Raw genomic sequence first — 19374 nt, forward strand, 5'->3', positions numbered from 1 at the left:
TGCAGCTGATGGTACAGAAACACTAGTGCAGTCCGGCAATGCCAATGTTACTGTAAGCGGTGATGGTTCATCTGCCACCCCATATTTAATTAGTTCTGTAGACACAGATGATCAGGTTGCCTCCGAGGTGGGTATTACAGCGATAACAGGTATAACTGCAGCAGACGTACAGGGGGCCCTGGAAGAACTGAATACTAACAGTACCGACGACCAGACTGCTGCGGAAGTAACTTATGACAACACGGCTTCGGGTCTTACAGCAACTGAGGTACAAGATGCGATTGATGAAGTAGCTGCCGGAAGTACCGATGACCAAACTGCTGCCGAGGTTAGTTTTGATGATACCACAGCCGTTTTAGGAGTAGCTGATACCCAGGCTGCGATCGAGGCTCTGGCTGCAAGTAATGCAGCGGATGGGGATACCAATTCCTCAAATGAATTGAATACTGGCTTTGCAGTAAATGGAACAAACCTAGAGATCACCGATGCTGGAGGTACCCTTCAGGTAGCACTGAATGATATTGGAACCGACGACCAGACTGCTGCCGAAGTAACTTATGATAATACTGCTTCAGGTCTTACAGCAACTGAGGTACAGGCTGCGATTGACGAAGTAGCTGCCGGAAGTACCGACGATCAGACTGCTGCCGAAGTAACTTATGACAACACGGCTTCAGGTCTTACAGCAACAGAGGTACAGGCTGCGATTGATGAAGTAGCCGCAGGAAGTACAGACGACCAGACTGCTGCTGAAGTGACTTATGACAATACTGCTTCAGGTCTTACAGCGACAGAGGTACAGGCTGCGATTGATGAAGTAGCTGCCGGAAGTACGGATGATCAAACGGCTGCTGAAGTGACTTATGACAATACTGTTTCAGGTCTTACAGCAACAGATGTAAAGGCCGCAATTGATGAAGTAGCTGCCAACAGTACCGACAACCAGGCCACCAATGAGGTGTTTATCTCTGATGGGACCGACGCCGATACCGACGGGGAGCCGGATTCCACCGGACTTGATGTGGATGGGGATAACGTTCTTGAGAATACCGTACAGGAGGCTCTGGTGGATATGACCAAGGTTACATCAATGGCAGGGAGGATTTTCTATCCGCCTTCCATTGCTATCAATGCTGCGTCTATTGGGCCAGGCCCGCAGATCGACTTGTACCAACTATACGTTGATGAGTTCTCCAATCCTGCAGTAAGAAGTGCAGGGGCGCCAGCTCTTCCGGTGTACGCAGCGAATGAACTTTATTATTACGTTACCAGGTATGATACCACTGTATTCAGTGGGGTGACAATCTCCGATGACGGGAAGTTGAATTATAATGTTATTGACACTCCCCGCAATTACAATGCGATTATCAATGTAGTGTTCATGGTAAAGTAAATACTCTGATATGAAGTAACAGGGGGATACTGTGAAAAGCGCAATCATAAAATATTTAACAAGCAGGTCAACTAAGAATTGAAATTATTACAAAAACATATCTGTATCTGGTTCACCCTGGGTCTTCTGGCCCTGGGTGTTCCCGTTCATGCCCAGTTCATCCTGCAGGCGCCTAACGGTACCGATGAGACCAACTACCGGTGGTATGAGGCTCAGGACCCGGCAACGGTTCTGGGAACCGACGCCACCTATGAGGTATTTACTCCGGGAGTGTATTTCGCTACCTACGACGGTACCCTCTGCGGGAAGAATGCCACCAGTTACTTTATTGTTACCTGGTGCGGTACCCCCGACGATCAGGTGACTCTGGACATCTCTCAGAGTGTGCCCTCTGCGGCCACTGTGAGCTGGAGCCCCGCTGTAGCCGGTGATCCGCTCAGGCCTACGGTTACGGCCCTGTACGGACAGAATAATATTGAGAAATATACCCCGACGGTAAGTATTCTGGGTAATGCAAAGGCATTGCCGTCCTTCACGGTGATCTGTCTTCAGAAGCCCTTTGTACTTGTTGATGATGTCGTAACCACCGATGAGGATGTTCCTGTAAACATCAATATGCTGGCCAATGATATCGATATTCCAAACGTAGGGGTGATCAGTTTTACCAATCCTTCAAATGGTCAGGTGGTCCTCAATGATGGGGGTACCCCTTCTGATCCGAGTGACGACACCTTTACCTACACGCCCAATCCCGATTATTTTGGTCCGGACAGCTTTACCTACAGCCTCACCATGATTAATTCAGACGGGACAACGGTAACCGAAACTGCTACGGTAAATATTACTGTAAATAATGTTAATGATACTCCCGTGGCTGTGGATGACTTCGTTTCCACTGAGGCCGGGATTCCGGTTACCATCAATATGCTGGCCAACGATTACGATCCTGATGGAGATGTGTTAACCGTTATCAATCTCACCCAGCCCGGCAACGGTACCCTGGTGAGTGACGGAAACGGAAACTTTATCTATACGCCAGCCCCCGGGTTCTCCGGAAGTGACGTGTTTACTTATACCATTTCCGACGGAAACGGTGGTACGGATTCTGCCTATGTAACCATCGTGGTAACGCCACCGGATGTGGTGATCAGGGATTACGCTGTAGACGATGAGGCCATAATAGAAGAAGATACCTCGGTTACTTTGGCGGTGCTGGATAACGATAATGTTCCTGCGAATGCTACAGTAGTCCTTATTTCTGATGTAGAGCAACCTCTTACGGCCACCGTAATAGTGAATGCAGATAATACCATAACGGTGATCCCTGAGCCTGATTTTGTAGGGACACTGATCATCGGATACGAGATCATGGTTACGACTCCGGACGAGGTGTCGGTAAGCCAGGCAGTAATGATCATTGAGGTAACTCCTGTTCGGGATGTGGTTACCGATATGGTTACCATCAATTCGTTCGACCCCCAGCCAGTGGTCATCAATGTATTCGATAACGATAGTTTTGATCCGAATTCCACCCTGGTAATTATAAGCACTTCGGAGCCCTTGAATGGTACCGTGACGGTGAATGCCGATGGTACTATCACCTATCTCATTAACCAGGGCTTTGAGGGTACGGATATATTTACCTATACGGTGAGTGTGATCCACTCTGACGGTACGTATAACAATGAACAGGGTACAGTACAGATCAATGCCTTCAGTGAAGGAGAGATCGTGGATCCTCCGGAGGAGGAAGAAGAAGATGTTTACGTGCATCAGTTGGTAACGCCCAACGGGGATGGCGAGAATGATTTCCTTCGAATATACGGGCTTGAGACCTATCCGGATAATACGGTAAGGATCTTTAACCGCTGGGGGGTAATGGTTTTTGAAACCAACGGATACGATAATAACGCCAATGTTTTCCGGGGCATGTCGGAAGGGCGTATGACCATTGGACAAAGTAATATGCTGCCTTCGGGCACCTATTATTATACCATTGATTATACGGGTAACGGAATCAAGAAACACATGGCAGGGTTTTTCTATATAAACAATTAAAGACCGGAGGAATGAGAATGCGATATCTGAGTTGTTTTATCCTGGTGCTTTTAGGCCTCACCTTCTCCATGGAGATGAGGGCGCAACAGGATGCGCAGTATACCCAGTATATGTTCAATACCATGAGTGTGAATCCGGCCTATGCCGGAAGTCGCGGACTGATGAGTATGACCGGTTTGTACAGAAATCAATGGCTTGGCCTGGACGGAGCTCCGGAGAGTCAGACCCTGAACGTTCATACTCCCCTGAAGCGGAGCAAGGTAGGATTGGGACTGTCGGTGATCAATGATAAGATCGGAAATGGGGTAAACCAGCAAACGTATTTCGACGGGGCGGTTTCCTATACCATACAAACTTCTTATGAAGGCAAATTATCTTTCGGACTGAAGCTGGGGGCTAGTTTGCTTAATATCGATTTTACCCGGCTGAACCAGTATGAGGATGTGGAATTTACGGCTGCCGAGAATATAGAGAATAAGTTTTCGCCTAATATTGGTGCCGGATTGTACTATCGCACCAACCAGTATTATGTGGGCTTTTCGGTGCCGAACCTTCTGGAAACAGAACATTTCACAGATTCTGATAACAGTAATACCGAGGTCTCGTCTTATGTGTCCAAGGAGCGCATTTCCTATTATCTGATCGGGGGCTATGTTTGGGATATTGATTACCGCTGGAAATTTAAACCGGCCTTCTTGACCAAGGTGGTTGCCGGAGCACCTCTTCAACTGGATCTCTCAGCTAATTTTATGTATGATGAAACGGTGACTATGGGACTGGGCTATCGTCTTGATGCGGCCTTTACGGCTATGGTAGGATTCCAGCTCAACAGGGCGCTAAATATCGGACTGGCTTATGACCGGGAAATTACCAGGCTTGGCGGTACGGCCTTTAACAGCGGAACCTTTGAGTTTTTCCTCAGGTATGAGCTTAGCCGGAATTACAGCCGGGTACAGACACCGCGATTTTTTTAAAAAAGCACTAGCCTCCCTGCCGTACCCTCGTACCTCTGTACCTCTGTACCTCCGTACCCACGTCCCCCCGTACCTCCGTACCTCATAACCAATTTATGATTTCCTTAATTCATTATTCATCCTGAACTCGTATTTTTACTTTCTATGAAAGAAGAAAAAGTTATACTGGTAAACGAACGCGATGAGCCCGTTGGTACCATGGAAAAGATCGAGGCTCATGAAAAGGCATTGCTGCACAGGGCCTTCTCTGTATTCGTCTTCAACGAAAAGGGAGAAACCATGATTCAGCAAAGAGCACTTCACAAGTATCACTCTCCCGGACTGTGGACCAATACCTGCTGCAGTCACCAAAGGGAAGGGGAGTCTAATATTGAAGCCGGGAAACGGAGGCTCATGGAAGAGATGGGCTTCACCACTGAATTAAAGGAGGTGTTCTCTTTTATTTACAAAGCTCCTTTTGATAACGGCTTAACCGAACATGAGTTCGACCATGTTATGGTGGGTAAATATGAGGGTGAGCCGGAGATCAACCCGGATGAAGTTGCGGCATGGCAATGGATGTCACTGGAGGATATCAAAGCGGATATGGAGGAACATCCCGAAAAGTATACGGCATGGTTTCGTATTATCTTCGAAAAGTTCTATTCGCACATCAGTAAATCAGAAGTGCTATGAGGGTTAAGGTAAGCAGAAAAGCTCATTTTAATGCGGCCCACCGTTTGTTCCGTAAAGACTGGTCCTTTGAAAAGAACCAGGAGGTCTTTGGGAAGTGTAATAACCCGAAGTATCACGGTCATAATTACGAGCTTGAAGTTAGCGTAACCGGAGCGATAGATCCTGAAACAGGTTTTGTTATTGACATGAAAGTGCTGAAGGACCTGATCCGGGAAAATGTGGAAGAGTATATGGACCACAAGAATCTCAACGAGGAAGTGGCTGAGTTCAGGGATCTTAATCCGACAGCCGAAAATATCGCAGTGGTGATCTATAACCGACTGCGGCCTGCCCTCAAAAATGATCTGGAACTGGAGGTAGTGCTCTATGAAACCCCCAGGAATTTTGTCACTTATTCCGGGGAGTAGTATCTTGCAACAGATTTAATTGATTTCTCAAACACTATTTTCTTGAAAGAGAACGATGCGCTTTATCCCTTGAGGTTCAGCCCCGTGCTAAAGGACTATCTCTGGGGAGGAACCAGGCTGAAGGAAATTCTGAACAAAAAGGTTTCTACGGAAACGGCTGCCGAGAGTTGGGAACTTTCCGGGGTGGAGGATAGTATTTCCGTAGTTCAGGAGGGGCCGTTAAAAGGGCGCAGTCTTCAGGAGCTCATCGATATCTACAAGGAAGAAATCCTCGGAGTACATGTACTGAAACAATTCGGAGAAGAGTTTCCGGTACTCATCAAATTCATCGATGCCGAAAAGGATCTTTCCGTCCAGCTGCATCCGGATGAGCAGTTGGCCAGGCAGCGTCATAATGCTCATGGGAAAACCGAGATGTGGTATGTGATGCAGGCCAGAAACCAAGCTGAGCTTATTATTGGATTCCGGGAGGATACAAATAAGGAAGCCTTTCGTCGCAGCCTGGATGGGGGAAGGGTGTTGGACCTCCTGCATAAAGAGAAGGTGCAGCCCGGAGATGCCTTTTTTATTCCTCCTGGTAAAGTACATGCTATCGGGGCGGGTATTCTCCTGTGCGAGATCCAGCAAACCTCTAATATCACCTACCGGGTTTATGACTACGACCGCAGGGATAAGGAAGGAAAAACCCGGGAGCTGCATATCGACCTGGCCGAGGATGCTATTGATTATTCCTGTAAACACGATTTTAAGATCGCCTATTCCCGCGAAAGCAATACGACAAATGCTCTGGTGAAGAGTCCGTATTTCAAGGTTAATTTCCTGAACCTTGACCAAACAATGGAAATAGACGTGAGCCGGAGAGATTCATTTCATGTATATGTGTGTACGGAGGGCGAGGCCCGTCTTATCTGGCAGGAAGAGTCTTATGAGCTTAAGATGGGACAAACGCTTCTGATACCTGCCTGCATACATCGGTACAGGATTGAAACCACCGGGGCAAAAATATTAGAGGTGCATCTTTAATTTAATTAACTTTGCTGCTAAAATCACTACCATGGCAAGTATAAGAGACCTGAAAAAAGATATTAATTATGTTCTTGGAGATATTATCGAAGCGGTGTATATCTGGGAAATGACAGCTGATAAGAAAGAAACCGGAAAGGGAGATGAGATCATCGATGAAACCATTGAGCATTTTGACCGGCTTATAGCCAAAGTCAATGACCATAGTGTTGAGCATCGTGCAGCCCACCTTAAAGAGGTGAACAAGGAGCTGGAGGAAGTGGCCAATACCTTGGTGGACAAGATCAATAAACTTTCCTGAAAAATTATTTGCAAATTTCGGATGCAATAGTATTTTTGCATCCGAAATTTAAAGTTGCCGATGTAGCTCAGCTGGCTAGAGCAGCTGATTTGTAATCAGCAGGTCGTGGGTTCGAGTCCCTCTATCGGCTCTTGGAACCTCCCTTTTTTGGGGAGGTTTTTTTATGCACTTCAGTTACAACCTTGGTTATACGCAGCCATAGGATACATCCTGGTTGAGAACCACAGATCCCCTCCATTTGCCTATGGGGTAGGGCAAGAGACCGGCATAGCAGTCCTGGATTAGAAATGATTGGATACAAAAAAGCACCCCGAAGGAGTGCTTTAATAATGTATAAATGGTTCTTTAAGATGCTGAATCTGCTTCAGAAATGTTTTCTGACTCCACAGACTTGGCCTCTTCAGTATTCCCGGTCTTTTTGATTTCTTCTACGAACTCGGCGAGTTGTTTCCCGTATTTCGACTGTGCTACCTCCGGGGCGATGCTGTTATTGATCGAGTCGAGGTATTTTTCGTTTAAGGCGCTGAGTTCTGAAAGCACCAGGTAAGGGGTCACGAAAGATTCCCTGTTGTTAAATACGAAGTTTACCGTATACAGATATCCTCTTTGGTTGTTCTTTTCAATGGCCGAATTTAAAGAATCCAGCAACGCCTGGTTTCCTTCTTTTTGGGCTTCCAGGCTCTCTTTTATAAGATTGAGATTCTTGCCTGAAAACTGCCCCATCATCGTGCGGTACTCCTTCAGTTTCTTATGCGAATCAGATCCTTCAACCCGGGCCTCATGTGCAAAGAAGTCGTGGGTGGTATGAATGGTGATTTCCCCGGGCTCTCCAAAGAACTCCAGTTGATCGTTCATATCATTCCCATCTGCCTTATCCAGGTAGAGGTAAAACATTTCCGGGGATTCAATGTCGGTTGAAAAGCTGAAGTCAGGATTCCCGTTAATTTCAATAGAATCCAGGGTAACCAGGGCAGTGTCTTCCACTTTTTGAAAATAAAGCGTCCCTTTTTTCAATCCTTCAATGGTTCCCTTCACGACCATGTTGTCGTTCGTATCGGCACAGGAAACCAGTAACAATCCGCATAAAAGCGAGGCAAAAAGTCTAGGCATAATTTGAGTTTTTAAATCGGGCAAATATCAAAAAATCTTTCATTAATAACTACACATGGGATGCGATTTCCATGAGATAGGCACAAAACAGGGCGGCATAGGTACCCACCACATAGCCAAATACAGCCAGCAGAACTCCTACCGTGGCCAATGACGGGTGAAAGGCAGCTGCTACCACAGGAGCAGAGGCGGCTCCTCCCACATTGGCCTGGCTGCCAACTGCAAGGAAAAAGAATGGTGCTTTAATTAGTTTGGCTACCCCAATGAGCAACAGGGCGTGGATGGTGATCCAAACCAATCCGATAACGATTAGTCCCGGATTTTCCAAAACCTTGGAGAGGTCCATTTTCATACCGATGGTAGCCACAAGGATATAGATAAATACAGATCCGATCTTGCTTGCGCCGGCTCCTTCGAATTCCCTCGCTTTGGTAAAGCTCAGCAAGATGCCCAGAAAGGTGGCGATAGAGATCATCCAGAAGAACTGAGATCCGAAAGAGGCCAGGGCACTGGTCTTATCCTGTACCGCTGCCACATTGGTGGTGAGGTAATCGGAGATGTTGTTGGCACCCCAGTGCGCAATTCCTACAGTAACAAAGGCTATAGAGAGCATGATCATCAGGTCTGAAAGGCTGGGGTTTCGTGTTACGCCTTCTGTAAATTTGATCACTTTATTTTTCAGGGATTCAATGGCCGAATCGTCTGCCCGGAACCATTTATCGATCGATTTATTCTTTCCTATTCCCAGTAAGATAACCGCCATCCATATATTGGCCACTACAATATCTACCAGGACCATGCCTCCGTATTTATCCGGATTGTATTTAAAGATCTCCAGCATGGCAGCCTGGTTGGCACCTCCGCCGATCCAACTCCCTGCTATGGTGGCAAGACCTCTCCAGATAGCATCAAAACCAACGCCTCCCACGGTTTCCGGAGAAACCGCTGATACGATCAGGATCGCAACGGGCCCGCCAATTACGATACCAAGGGTACCCGTGAGAAACATAATAAGGGCTTTGGGACCCAGGTTAAAAACGGCTTTCAGGTCCAGGCTAAGGGTCATGAGCACCAGGGATGCAGGTAACAGGTACCGGCTGGCCATAAAATAAAGACTGGAGGTTTCATCCGCGATCACCCCTGCGGAAGTAAAGATGGCCGGCAGCATATAGCACATAAGCAGCGCAGGAACGAATTTATAAAAGGACTTCCAGAAGCCGGAGGTTTTGGAAGAGGTGTAAAAAACGAATCCCAGGCACAGTGCCAGAATACCAAATGCAATAGTGTCGTCGGTAATTAGGGGTGTTTGCTCCATCATGTATTTTTTAGGTCGGGGGAAAATACAAAAACCATAAAAAAAAACAGGAGGGGAGCCTCCTGTTTTTTAGAAAAAGATAGATTCTAGCCTTTGAGCCAGGCTTCTCTGAACTCGTCCTTTTTTGGGTCCGGTTCCCCGGTGGGAATTATCATCTGCGTTTGCATCAGCGGAGCCACAACCTCTCCACGAAGGCGTATGTTTTTATCTTCACGCATCACTTCCATGTTCAGGGTTTCTCCCTCCTGCCACTGAAAAGAGGTCATGATCAGGTCCTGGGCATTATCGAGGTTATAGGAGACTCCATTGATCTTTTTGATGATATCTCCCGGTTCGAGTCCCATGGAGGTGAAAAAGCTGTTCAGGGTCATCTCCCGAACAAAGATGTCTCCATCTAAGCTGGCATCTATAAACGGGTCTTCCTCGGTTCTGAAAAAGTAGGATGGTGTGCTGATCTCAACCGAGGTAAGGGTGAGTCCGACTTTATTCAGAAAAACTTCATAAGGAATGGGAGTGGTACCCTTAACATAGGTGTCAATAAATTGCCCTATCTCAGGATATGTTTTTTCAACGATAATGTCAAATAACTCCTGGTCTTCAAAGGGCTTTTCGGTCCCGTATGCTGCGGCCAGATCCTTCATCAGGGACAGGATGCCCCGTTCGCCCTGGCTCTGCTCCCTGATAATGATATCCATGCACATAGCTATAAGCGCCCCTTTCTCGTAGACATTGGCGTAATTATTCTTGTAAGGGTCTTCGAGAATATTGGTGCTCATTTCCGTAAACGACATGGTGTCGTCAAAACGCTTTGAATTCTCTATTTTTTCCAGCAGCCGTGCATAAAATTCTTCCTCCTGTATTAATCCCTGGTTAATCTGGAACAATTGAGCAAAATATTCGGTCACCCCTTCGTACATCCAGAGATGTTGAGACATTTCCGGTTCATTATAATTGAAATAGTGCACCTCTTTTGAATGAATGGACAAGGGGGTTACAATATGAAAGAATTCATGGGAAACCACATCAACCATGGTCTCTACCAGCATGGGTTTAGGCATGGATTCCGGAAGTACCACGGTGGTGGAGGTGTGGTGCTCCAGGGCACCGAATCCCGTTGGGGCGTCCTGCTCCAGGTCGCTTAAAAAAAGCAAAATGTTATATTTTTTGGTAGCATCCAGGTCTCCAAGGAATTGTTTCTGTGCCTGCATCATGGCCTCCATATCTCCGCGAAGACTAAAGGCAGAGTATACCTTGCTGGGAGAATATACAGAAAGGGTTACCTCAATATCGTTTACCATAAACCGCTCTGTATCGGGTCTGGCATACATGACCGGGTTGTCGGTTACCTCGAAATATCGGGAGGCATAAAACGTATCTGTACCTGGAGTGTTTGAATTACCCGCCATCCTTGTCAGGGAGGTAGCGGCGGTAAAACCTTCCGGTTTCAGGAATTCTATTTCATAAGGCCGGCGGTCATACCCTTTAAAATAACCGATAATCATGTGAAGATTCAGAAAGTAATTCTGGTCTTGTTCGATATTCGTTCCTGCAGGAGAAAAAACCGGATCGTCCTTTTCCTGTTCGGTATCAAAGGTGTCGTTGGCATAGTATACCAGTTTGTCTAAGTCTTTGCCCGAGGAGATCATCCAGCGGTTTTCCCCCTCATGGATCACCTCGAGTTCGCGTCCGCTATAATCCAGGGCGCGCAGGTCTTCGATATACTGGCCGTAGTTGTCTATGGAGTAGGTGCCGGGTACGGTTTTAGGGATCAAAAACACAACGGTATCCATGGCGAATCTCCCGGGATCAATTTCAACCTTTACCCGGTCTTCGTTCGTATGTACAAGATCTACATGTGCTTTAACAGGCAGGTCGTCTGCCATGTCGTTAAATTTCGGGGTGCAGGATAATACCAGCAGTCCTGACACCAACCCCAGGAATTTGTTCATAGTATTGTTGAATTTAGGTTTTAAGCGGTTTTGGGCTAATTAACGTAACTGTGGGTAAATTTCCCGTAGAAATCGTCCTACCCCGTCTTCTTTATGATGAGCGGTAATGTGTTTTGCCACCGCTTTTAATTCTTCACGGGCGTTTTCCACGGCAACGCCCATCCCCACTGCTTTGATCATTTCGATATCGTTATAATTATCGCCAAAGGCGATGGCCTCACTCAGGCTAATATCGCCTCCCATGGCATTTAGGAGGGAGTTGATACCGGTGAGTTTGGAAACTTTCCTGTCGGCAATTTCAATATAGGTGTCCTTGGAACGGTAAAGGTGAAGGTGGTCCCCGAAATGCTGTTGCATGAAATCAAAGATCCTGTCGATCAGTGGAGCTTCCCCCATACACATCACCTTATGAGCCCCTTTCTTTTCGGTACTCCAACGGTCAAGGGTTTCCCGGTTAGAGCGTACCTCAGGGGTAACCCGGGTGTTGTGCTGTTCGCGCTGGGCCCAAAAATCCATTTCTTCCACGGTCCATTCATCCCCGTGGTAGAGACTCAGGTGAACTGAATTTTCCTGAGCTTCATTGAAGTCGACCAGGGATTTCAGGTGTTCCAGTGAAATCTCCGTCGAATCGATCACCTTATTTTCATGTAAAACCAGGGCCCCGTTATAGGCTATCATAGATTGGCCGATGTCATCAAGCTGTTCCTGGAAGTAAGTCATTTGCCGTGGCATGCGTGAAGAAACAAGGATAAAAGGGGTGTCTCCCTTGATGTTTTTTATTTGTTCCTCTGTGAATGCCGAAATCCCCCTGTTAGCGTCCAGCAGGGTTCCGTCTATATCAGTAAAGATGATCCTGTACTTCATATCAATCCATTTTTATAAACATCACTTTTTTACCATTCTTATCCAGGAGCACACCCACTACCTGATCGTTCTCATCCGTTTCAAAGCTTAGGTGCGCTTTTTGCCCCTGGTAGTAAAACCGGTCTTGTCCCATGTAATGCAAAGATAAGGTATCCGCTTCGCTAATGCTCTGCAGCGCAGCTCCCTCCGCGCTTAGCTCCAGTTCAAGCCCCATGGCATCGTTAATGTAATGCCCGGTGTACTTAAGAAGATCATCCTGCTTGACAGGGATTTCTATATAGGGGTAAATTGGGTTCATTTTCTCATTCAGCAGGTACAACCCGATATCAGTAATATCGGCAGTTCCGGTATTGGTTGCAAGGGCTATCACCCTGCCATTTTTCCGATCGATGGCCATAAATACGTTATACCCCCGGTAATGCCCGGCATGATAGAGATTGTCTTCCTGATCTTTAAACCACCCCATGGCGCAAAGCACTCCATTCCCATCCCGCAGGTAGGTTCGGGTGGTAGTTTCTATAGTTGACTCCCATTGCGGTTGTGGATCGAGAAAGATCTTTCCATAGCTTACTAATGCTTCCATACTTCCGGCCCAAAGTTGAGACGAACCCTCCTGATGAGTACCTGCGTCTTTATCTGGCTGCACATCCCCGGTAGTCGCCAAAGCAGCATTGGGCGTATTCTTTTTTATGTAATGAAATGCCAGCTCCAGAGGGGTAAAGAGTTCCTGTCGGATGAGATCGGGATAAGGTACCCCCGAATTTTCAGACAGGCCTTCTCCCAGCAGGGCCATAGCCCAGTCGGAGTACATAAAGGTTTTCCCGGTCTTATACGGGCGGATACGTTTCAGGTTGTTCTCTTCATAGAGCGAATCCCATGTAGCCCGGGGTGAAATGTTGTAAGCTTCCCCGTCTTTGATGCCGCTCTGATAGGTAACTACATCCAGGATGGTGATCTCCCTTCCCTGCTTGTCTTTTAATGAAAGCGGTGGATAAACCAGGGTGCCTAATGGCGTTTCTTCTTTGATATGGCCTTCGTGAATCAACTTCCCGGTTAACAGCCCGGTAAAGGTGTTCCCAAGGGAACCTAAGGGATACAGGGTTTTGGAAGTAGCTTTCCCGATTTTTCCCGGGTGTTTCGTGCCTGTGGAAAAATAATGTTCCCCATGGTCGTCATAGATCCCTAATACAATAGAAGGGTTCAATCCCATATCGGTTCTTCTCTGAATTTCTTCTTTTACGAAATCCGGGATCTGAGCCGATGCCTGTACCGAAAATAAAATAACCATGACCCGGGTCAGGATGGTTCTTGTATGCGTTTTCAATGGGGTATGTATCCTTTTTTTATTCAGCCCTTAAAGGTAACAAACTTGAAGGAAATCATCCCGGGATTCTATTTGATTAAAAACGCCGGTATTTTGGTAAAAGGATTGATTATTTTTATAAAAAATATTGATCTATGCGATTCATTTGTTTTCTAATCTGCTTCTTCCCTCTATGGGTCACAGCGGGAAACTTTCCCGACGACTGGGGAAAAACCGGACACCGCACTACGGCCGAGGTCGCTTCCTACTACCTTACGCCGGTAGCCCGGGAGCGTATAAATAGTTTGCTGCAAGGCAAATCCCTGGCTTTGGTATCCAATTTTGCAGACGATATAAAGTCTGATGAACGCTACCGGGCACTTGATCCGTGGCATTATGTGAACTTCCCTTTAGATAAAGGCTATAAGGATCAGTCCCCTTCTGCTTCCGGAGATATTGCACAGGCCATAGGGAAGTGTATCCGGGTACTGAAGGATCCCGCATCAGACAGAGAGGAAAAGGAGTTTCATCTTAAATTGCTGATTCATTTTATCGGGGATTTGCATCAGCCACTTCACATTGGCCGGGCAGAGGATAAAGGAGGGAACGATATTCAGGTGAGATGGTTCTCCCGCGGAACGAACCTCCATCGCGTGTGGGACACCGAAATGATCGAGTCGTTTGATATGAGTTTTACGGAACTCAGCCAGAACCTGCCGGTGGTGACTCCGGAAGAGGTGATTGAGATCGCTAAAGGCGATTACATGGACTGGATGCAGGATACCAGGAAAATCACCAGTGAAGTATACAATTCTGCCAGGGTGGGAGAAAAGTTGGGGTATCGCTATATGTATGATCATTTTGATACCGTGAGATGGCAATTGCTCAAAGGAGGCATACGCCTGGCTGCCTTGCTCAATGAAATTTTTAATGAACCTTAATGGGATTCGTTGGAAAAAATAGCTTTTCTCCGCTATTTATGGAGTAAATGTCCGTGGGTATCCCGGTACTCTTTTGGGGTTACCTGATGTTTCTTCTTAAACGTCTTTGTGAAATGACTTTCGTCGTTAAACCCTAATTGATGAGCGATTTCGGAAATGGGTGCCGAGGTGTTTCTGAGCCTGAATTCTGAGATCAGTAATTTGTAGTTAAGAATGTACTGCCGGATACTTTCCCCGGTTTCCTTCTTAAAGAAATTGTTGATGTAATTGGGAGACATATGAAAGGTCTTCGCCAGGTTTTCTATTTTCATCTTATCAGAATCGTAAACATTGAGCCTGATGTAATGGAGGATCTCATCAGATCGGTTGATGTAAACAGTTGGGGTAGGGCTGCCAGCGATCTTGTATTTCTGGATGATGTTCCGTGCAAGAATGCTCAAAATGGTGGAAACCCCATTGGTTAAGATACTGAGGTAAAATTCCCGTTCCGCTTCATATTCCAGAACGATCATTTCTTTAGCCAGCCAGACGATCTTTCGGTCCAGATCATTGGCAATGGCGTCACCGGGTATAATATTCGGGTGGTGTAAAATGGGTTCAATGCGCTGAAGCCAGTCGGTCCGGTCAGGCAAACGGGTTTTGGAAGAAAAGAAGAGTTCGGTAAACCGGATATTGGTAAACCTCGTCTTGGTTTCTATCTCAAAACTGTGTTCATCATTGGGCGCTAATAGAAAAACAGCACCTTTTTGATAGGGCACTTCTATTTCGTTAATGGTGTGAATCCCCTTTCCCTCTTCAATAAAAACGAGTTCGAAATAGTTCTGCTTATGAGGGCTAACATCCCAGGTATCCGTTTCCCATTGATTTACGATAAATGCGTTATGTAAATTAATTCTCGCCATAAAGCTGTTTATGATCTTTTGAGTTAAGAGTTGTGTTATTTAGATAGCCGGGTTAAGCTGCTGAAATTCAACAGGTTTAGAAGGGTAAATGCAAAAATATCGTGTTTTTTTACAAGTTAATGATTACAGATAGGATTTATTTTTGCAATCCTGAAAATCAGACAGATAGATGTTTAAAGAAGTTTGGTGTATTACCCCATATTGGAAAAGGATTTTTATTTCAATTTTACTGCTGCATGGGGTCTATAATATCCTGTTCTTTGATGATTATCTGGACTTGTACAATATGGGAGCATCGGGTGTTCGGTTTTTCGATGATGTCTGGTTTTATTATTTCATAAGTTATTTGCCACTGCTGGAATTGGGAATAGGTTTATTACTTGTTTTTGGGTTCAGGAAAAAACTGATGCTTGGTACGATCTTTTATCTTCTATTGCTGGCGGGCTATTATGCCCTTGATAGCAATTACCTGACGGGATTTCTGGTATTTTTCGCTTTGGCATTTTTTAGTTTGTTTATCCTTTTCGGGCAATATCATATGCATTGCCGTGAAGAAAATAAGAATACTAAGGTACCTACGGGAGGTATGTAATGCAGCCTGGCCCTAAACGGCTGTTTACAAAATCCTGCTATGTTCATTTGATTTTTTAAGTTGATGGAACGGGGGTGAGCATCTTGCCCCCGTTTTTTTTAAAACAGCACGTTATGATAATTCTTACAGGAAAAAACGAAATCACTGTAATAACAGGAGAGATTAATATAACCTTCTCATTAACAAACGGTTACATTTGTTAAAATATAGCGCATTTAATCGAAAAAACTTGTCGCTTCGTCTATCCAGCCTATATTTGCATGCAGTTCTAAAGATCAACGCCTAATGATCTGATTTTGATCTTTTTATGACGAAGCGTTCCGTAAAATAATGATAATATATGGCCTTAACCTAATGGAACAGGAAACAGATCGTTGCCCCCAAATACGATCCTTTCCTGTTCAACCATGCTATAGAAGGAGTAAGATCAAGGCCGTTAATAAGATAACGGCCTTTTTCTTTTCCAAACCATCGGATGGTTTGCGGGAATGTCTCCCCCTCAGGATGTAAAATGGCTTTGAAGATAAAGACTTTGTTTGCCGAATGTCGGTTTGAAAGTGAGGTTTCGAAGGAAGTTTCACAAACATGGTTTTGATTGTTTATATTTTAAGTTAGTTATTCCTGAAAAGGCCATAGATTCTATGGCCTTTTTTATTTACTGTAAGGTTAAATACCTGTTGATCAGGGTTTAATGGGTTGGAAAACGACATTATATGCTCGCTTTTTACCTGAATGGAAACGTGGCTTCCTCTTATATTTGCAGTGTTGATAATGAGACAGATGGTCCGGTAAAGGACCAGGGATCTTATCTCCTGATTTACAGGGATAGATTTAAAGTTTTCATAATTGATTTTTAAGTTGGTTGGTTGATGATTAAGGGGCTGCATTTGCGGCCCCTTTCCTTTTTTATCCAGGGTTGCAGTTGTGTCATTATTAGGTTAACAAGTTGAAAAGCAATGCATTAGGCTGTGCGTTTTGAAAATAAAAGCCCGGATTTTACAATTTAAAAGCGGCAGTGATGCCGTACTTTTGTACCGTTCAATACTCAGGAAACAAAATCCTGAAAAATACGGGTTAAAGCGTAAAAGAACATAGTTTTCATAATTGATTTTTAAGTTGGTTGGTTGATGATTTTAGGGACTGCATTCGCGGTCCCTTTTTTTATGAGATAACCCGGGTTGTCTGATATCCGCGATATGAAGTTAAAATATAGTATTTGGTCTTTTGAGGGTATTATTTGCTTGTTTTCTACAAGAAGCGAGGCAAGGGTCAATTTTATATTTGTGATGTAAGATGAAAGGAAGATCGAGAGGATCCTTCTGAATGGTGGACGACAGATTTTTTCACAGCAGTGATTTTTCACAGGTTATTAGTGTTTAAAAAGGGGGCCGGGAAACTGGTCCCTTTATTTTTGGAGTTCTGTCTGCCCTGTGGGGAGAATATTCCGGAAGGTGAGGTTAATCCTGGGCTTCAGTACCTTTTTACTTTTTGGAAGCTGATGCTGCCAGGAGTGCTGTGTTTCTCCTTTCATCAGTAACATACTGCCATTCTCGAGAACGATCTTTTTTTTCAATGACTTGTCTTTTTTATGTCTGAAATGAAAACTCCGGTCCTGCCCAAAGCTCACCGAGGCGATAAGCGGATTTCTCCCGAGTTCCTTTTCATCATCGGCATGCCAGCCATTGGAGTCGCTACCGTTTCTGTAAAGGTTGAGGAGGCAACTGCTGAAGCTGCAGTGGGTATGGTTTTCTACCCGTTGTCGAATTTCCTGAAGGAGGGGGGTGTAGCGTTGGGGGTGAAGGGTGAGACCGGAATAGGTATACGCATGATCGTTGGAAGCGTACAGGGCAGTTAACCTGGGCTGATCATACCATTTGCCAAAGACTCTGACCCGGTCTGACCTCCATTGGATCTCCTCCAGTAAGCGTTTAAAAAATATGTTGCTTTCGGCTGCGCTGAAAAATCCAGGAGCATACCAAACCTCGGCCTCCGGCATCTCGAGACGATATGGACTGCTGGTGCTTTTCATGATGAGGATATCACCTGTTTAAGTGCGTTTCTGTATGCTGAAGGCGATTTACCGGTGAACTTTCTGAAGGACTTATTGAAATAGGAGAAATTATTAAAGCCACTCTCATAACAGATCTCGGTAATACTCATGGCATTCTCGGAAAGTAACTTCGAAGCGTGAACCAACCGGTATTCGTTAACAAATTGCGTAAAGGTCTTTCCGGACACTTTTTTAAAATATCGGCAAAATGAAGGTGTGGTCATTCCTGCCATCTCCGCCATGCTGTCCAGGGCTATGGATTCCTGGAAGTGCGTTTTGACATAGTTGAATATGCGGTTGATGCGCTCGTTGTCTTCAACGTTGGCCTGCATGGAATATCCCGAGGCATTGAGCAGTTGATATTCTTCGGAAAGCTGCAGGTCATGTAAAACAGAGAGGAGCCCCAGGAACCTTTCGAACCCCTGTTCCTGTACCAGGTTTTGTATTCTCGTACCAATTGCCTTTTTGGTCTTACCTGTAAATGCGATTCCGGTCTTACTGCGCTCAATGAGTAGCCGGATATGCTGCATTTCAGGTTTGTCTGTGGTAAGACTATCGATAAACTCCGGCTGAAACTGAATGACGATCTCACTTTTGTTTCCGGTGAATTTATCGGTAAATCCGCAATGCGGAAGATTAGAACCTATCAGGATCAGATCTCCCTGGGTATAGTAAGAGATATGACTCCCGATCTGTCTTTTCCCGGAACCTCCGTTCACGTAAACCAGTTCAATCTCCGGGTGATAATGCCAGTAGTTGGTATTGTTGTTCTTGTTCTTGTCATACCTGACAAGAGTAAAGGAACTCCCGAAAGAGGGGTTGATACGTTCTAATGCAGGTTTTATGATGCTCATCACAGATCTTTTTATCTAAAATACAACCGCAAAAAGGGATTAAGATAGAGAATATTAACCAAAACATGTTTTATTTTAACTCTGTTAACGGATTTTAACAGGGTGAATGGTAAAATAGTGTAGATATCAGAAAAGATGGCAGTAGTGCCCCCCGTATTATCGCACTAGTTTTGGAATATCACTGAAGTTCAACCTTTTAAAATCAGAAAGATGAAAAAAGCATTTAAAATCAGTATGATCCTCCTGTTGTTTGGAATAACAGGATCGGCACAGGTGGCCGCCGTTGATTACGAATATCATAAACCCAATAGAGATATAGTAGTATTCGCAAAAGACGGGGATAAGAAAAAGACAATTAAGGAAACCCGGCCTGAGGCTGGCGAACCTTTTTTCAGAACAGATCAGACTACGGTTAGTATGAACCTTTTAAATCTGGATGCAGGCCCGGTAGAGGTGAAGATCTATGACGAAGAGGATCGTGTATTGTATAAGGAGATCATTACCGGAGAATCTTCTGTAGGGAAACGCTTTGATTTCTCTGAGGTTTCTGATGGAATTTATACCATTGCGGTAAAAGACCAGAAGGGACAGTTTTTTAAGAAGATCGATAAGTATTGATCTGTCCGGGGAGTTATAACCAGGATATTAATAGTAATCACAGGG

17 protein-coding genes, 1 tRNA gene and 1 pseudogene are annotated in these 19374 nt (G+C 45.2%); 11 read left to right on the forward strand and 8 right to left on the reverse strand.

Annotation, left to right across the window (positions count from 1 at the left end):
* From K7R11_RS05010 to K7R11_RS05045, 8 genes and pseudogenes are all read left to right on the forward strand, one after another.
* Positions 1-1393, forward strand: a pseudogene (locus K7R11_RS05010) (hypothetical protein); the annotation flags it as partial.
* 78 nt (positions 1394-1471) lie between these two features.
* Positions 1472-3451 carry an Ig-like domain-containing protein gene (locus K7R11_RS05015; RefSeq protein ID WP_224489149.1) on the forward strand — a complete coding sequence of 660 codons (1980 nt, stop codon included), beginning with the start codon at positions 1472-1474 and terminating at the stop codon, positions 3449-3451.
* Between the two features lie 11 nt (positions 3452-3462).
* A complete protein-coding gene (locus K7R11_RS05020) occupies positions 3463-4425 on the forward strand; it encodes a PorP/SprF family type IX secretion system membrane protein (RefSeq protein WP_224489151.1) in 963 nt (320 codons plus the stop codon).
* Positions 4426-4569: 144 nt separating this feature from the next.
* Positions 4570-5100 carry an isopentenyl-diphosphate Delta-isomerase gene (idi, locus tag K7R11_RS05025; RefSeq protein WP_224489153.1) on the forward strand — a complete coding sequence of 177 codons (531 nt, stop codon included), beginning with the start codon at positions 4570-4572 and terminating at the stop codon, positions 5098-5100.
* Positions 5097-5507 carry a 6-pyruvoyl trahydropterin synthase family protein gene (locus K7R11_RS05030; protein ID WP_224489156.1) on the forward strand — a complete coding sequence of 137 codons (411 nt, stop codon included), beginning with the start codon at positions 5097-5099 and terminating at the stop codon, positions 5505-5507. Before idi ends, K7R11_RS05030 begins: the two co-directional genes overlap by 4 nt.
* A 42-nt stretch (positions 5508-5549) precedes the next feature.
* Complete coding sequence (locus tag K7R11_RS05035; RefSeq protein WP_224489158.1) at positions 5550-6530, forward strand: type I phosphomannose isomerase catalytic subunit; 981 nt, start codon at positions 5550-5552, stop codon at positions 6528-6530.
* 31 nt (positions 6531-6561) lie between these two features.
* Positions 6562-6831 (forward strand): hypothetical protein, encoded by a 270-nt coding sequence (locus tag K7R11_RS05040; protein ID WP_224489160.1) that lies wholly within the window; start codon positions 6562-6564, stop codon positions 6829-6831.
* Positions 6832-6887: 56 nt separating this feature from the next.
* A tRNA-Thr gene (locus K7R11_RS05045) sits at positions 6888-6961 on the forward strand.
* 215 nt (positions 6962-7176) lie between these two features.
* On the opposite strand, the gene K7R11_RS05050 is transcribed toward K7R11_RS05045, so the two are convergent.
* The 5 genes from K7R11_RS05050 to K7R11_RS05070 all read right to left on the reverse strand — a co-directional run bounded on the left by K7R11_RS05050 (position 7177) and on the right by K7R11_RS05070 (position 13393).
* The gene (locus tag K7R11_RS05050; RefSeq protein ID WP_224489162.1) at positions 7177-7941 is read right to left on the reverse strand and encodes a DUF4369 domain-containing protein; all 765 of its coding nucleotides are present in this window, start codon (positions 7939-7941) and stop codon (positions 7177-7179) included.
* A 49-nt stretch (positions 7942-7990) separates the two neighbouring features.
* The gene (locus K7R11_RS05055; RefSeq protein ID WP_224489164.1) at positions 7991-9256 is read right to left on the reverse strand and encodes a DUF819 family protein; all 1266 of its coding nucleotides are present in this window, start codon (positions 9254-9256) and stop codon (positions 7991-7993) included.
* Positions 9257-9342: 86 nt separating this feature from the next.
* Positions 9343-11205, reverse strand: a complete 1863-nt coding sequence (locus K7R11_RS05060) for a M61 family metallopeptidase (protein ID WP_224489166.1) — start codon at positions 11203-11205, stop codon at positions 9343-9345.
* A gap of 39 nt (positions 11206-11244) precedes the next feature.
* Positions 11245-12069 (reverse strand): HAD family hydrolase, encoded by an 825-nt coding sequence (locus K7R11_RS05065; protein ID WP_224489168.1) that lies wholly within the window; start codon positions 12067-12069, stop codon positions 11245-11247.
* Between the two features lies 1 nt (position 12070).
* A complete protein-coding gene (locus K7R11_RS05070; RefSeq protein ID WP_224489170.1) occupies positions 12071-13393 on the reverse strand; it encodes a serine hydrolase domain-containing protein in 1323 nt (440 codons plus the stop codon).
* 134 nt (positions 13394-13527) lie between these two features.
* Here K7R11_RS05070 and K7R11_RS05075 point away from each other — a divergent pair, with 134 nt between their 5' ends.
* Complete coding sequence (locus tag K7R11_RS05075) at positions 13528-14313, forward strand: S1/P1 nuclease (RefSeq protein ID WP_224489172.1); 786 nt, start codon at positions 13528-13530, stop codon at positions 14311-14313.
* A 32-nt stretch (positions 14314-14345) separates the two neighbouring features.
* On the opposite strand, the gene K7R11_RS05080 is transcribed toward K7R11_RS05075, so the two are convergent.
* Positions 14346-15215, reverse strand: a complete 870-nt coding sequence (locus K7R11_RS05080) for an AraC family transcriptional regulator (protein ID WP_224489173.1) — start codon at positions 15213-15215, stop codon at positions 14346-14348.
* 169 nt (positions 15216-15384) lie between these two features.
* Here K7R11_RS05080 and K7R11_RS05085 point away from each other — a divergent pair, with 169 nt between their 5' ends.
* Positions 15385-15807 (forward strand): hypothetical protein, encoded by a 423-nt coding sequence (locus K7R11_RS05085; RefSeq protein WP_224489174.1) that lies wholly within the window; start codon positions 15385-15387, stop codon positions 15805-15807.
* A 1405-nt stretch (positions 15808-17212) separates the two neighbouring features.
* Here K7R11_RS05085 and K7R11_RS05090 read toward each other — a convergent pair.
* Positions 17213-17836 (reverse strand): alpha-ketoglutarate-dependent dioxygenase AlkB family protein, encoded by a 624-nt coding sequence (locus K7R11_RS05090; RefSeq protein WP_224489175.1) that lies wholly within the window; start codon positions 17834-17836, stop codon positions 17213-17215.
* The gene (locus K7R11_RS05095) at positions 17833-18711 is read right to left on the reverse strand and encodes an AraC family transcriptional regulator (protein ID WP_224489176.1); all 879 of its coding nucleotides are present in this window, start codon (positions 18709-18711) and stop codon (positions 17833-17835) included. Before K7R11_RS05095 ends, K7R11_RS05090 begins: the two co-directional genes overlap by 4 nt.
* A gap of 210 nt (positions 18712-18921) precedes the next feature.
* Here K7R11_RS05095 and K7R11_RS05100 point away from each other — a divergent pair, with 210 nt between their 5' ends.
* A complete protein-coding gene (locus tag K7R11_RS05100; RefSeq protein ID WP_224489177.1) occupies positions 18922-19329 on the forward strand; it encodes a T9SS type A sorting domain-containing protein in 408 nt (135 codons plus the stop codon).
* Positions 19330-19374 lie beyond the last annotated feature (45 nt).

The sequence above is a fragment of the Robertkochia flava genome (assembly GCF_020166515.1).
Classification (GTDB): domain Bacteria; phylum Bacteroidota; class Bacteroidia; order Flavobacteriales; family Flavobacteriaceae; genus Robertkochia; species Robertkochia flava.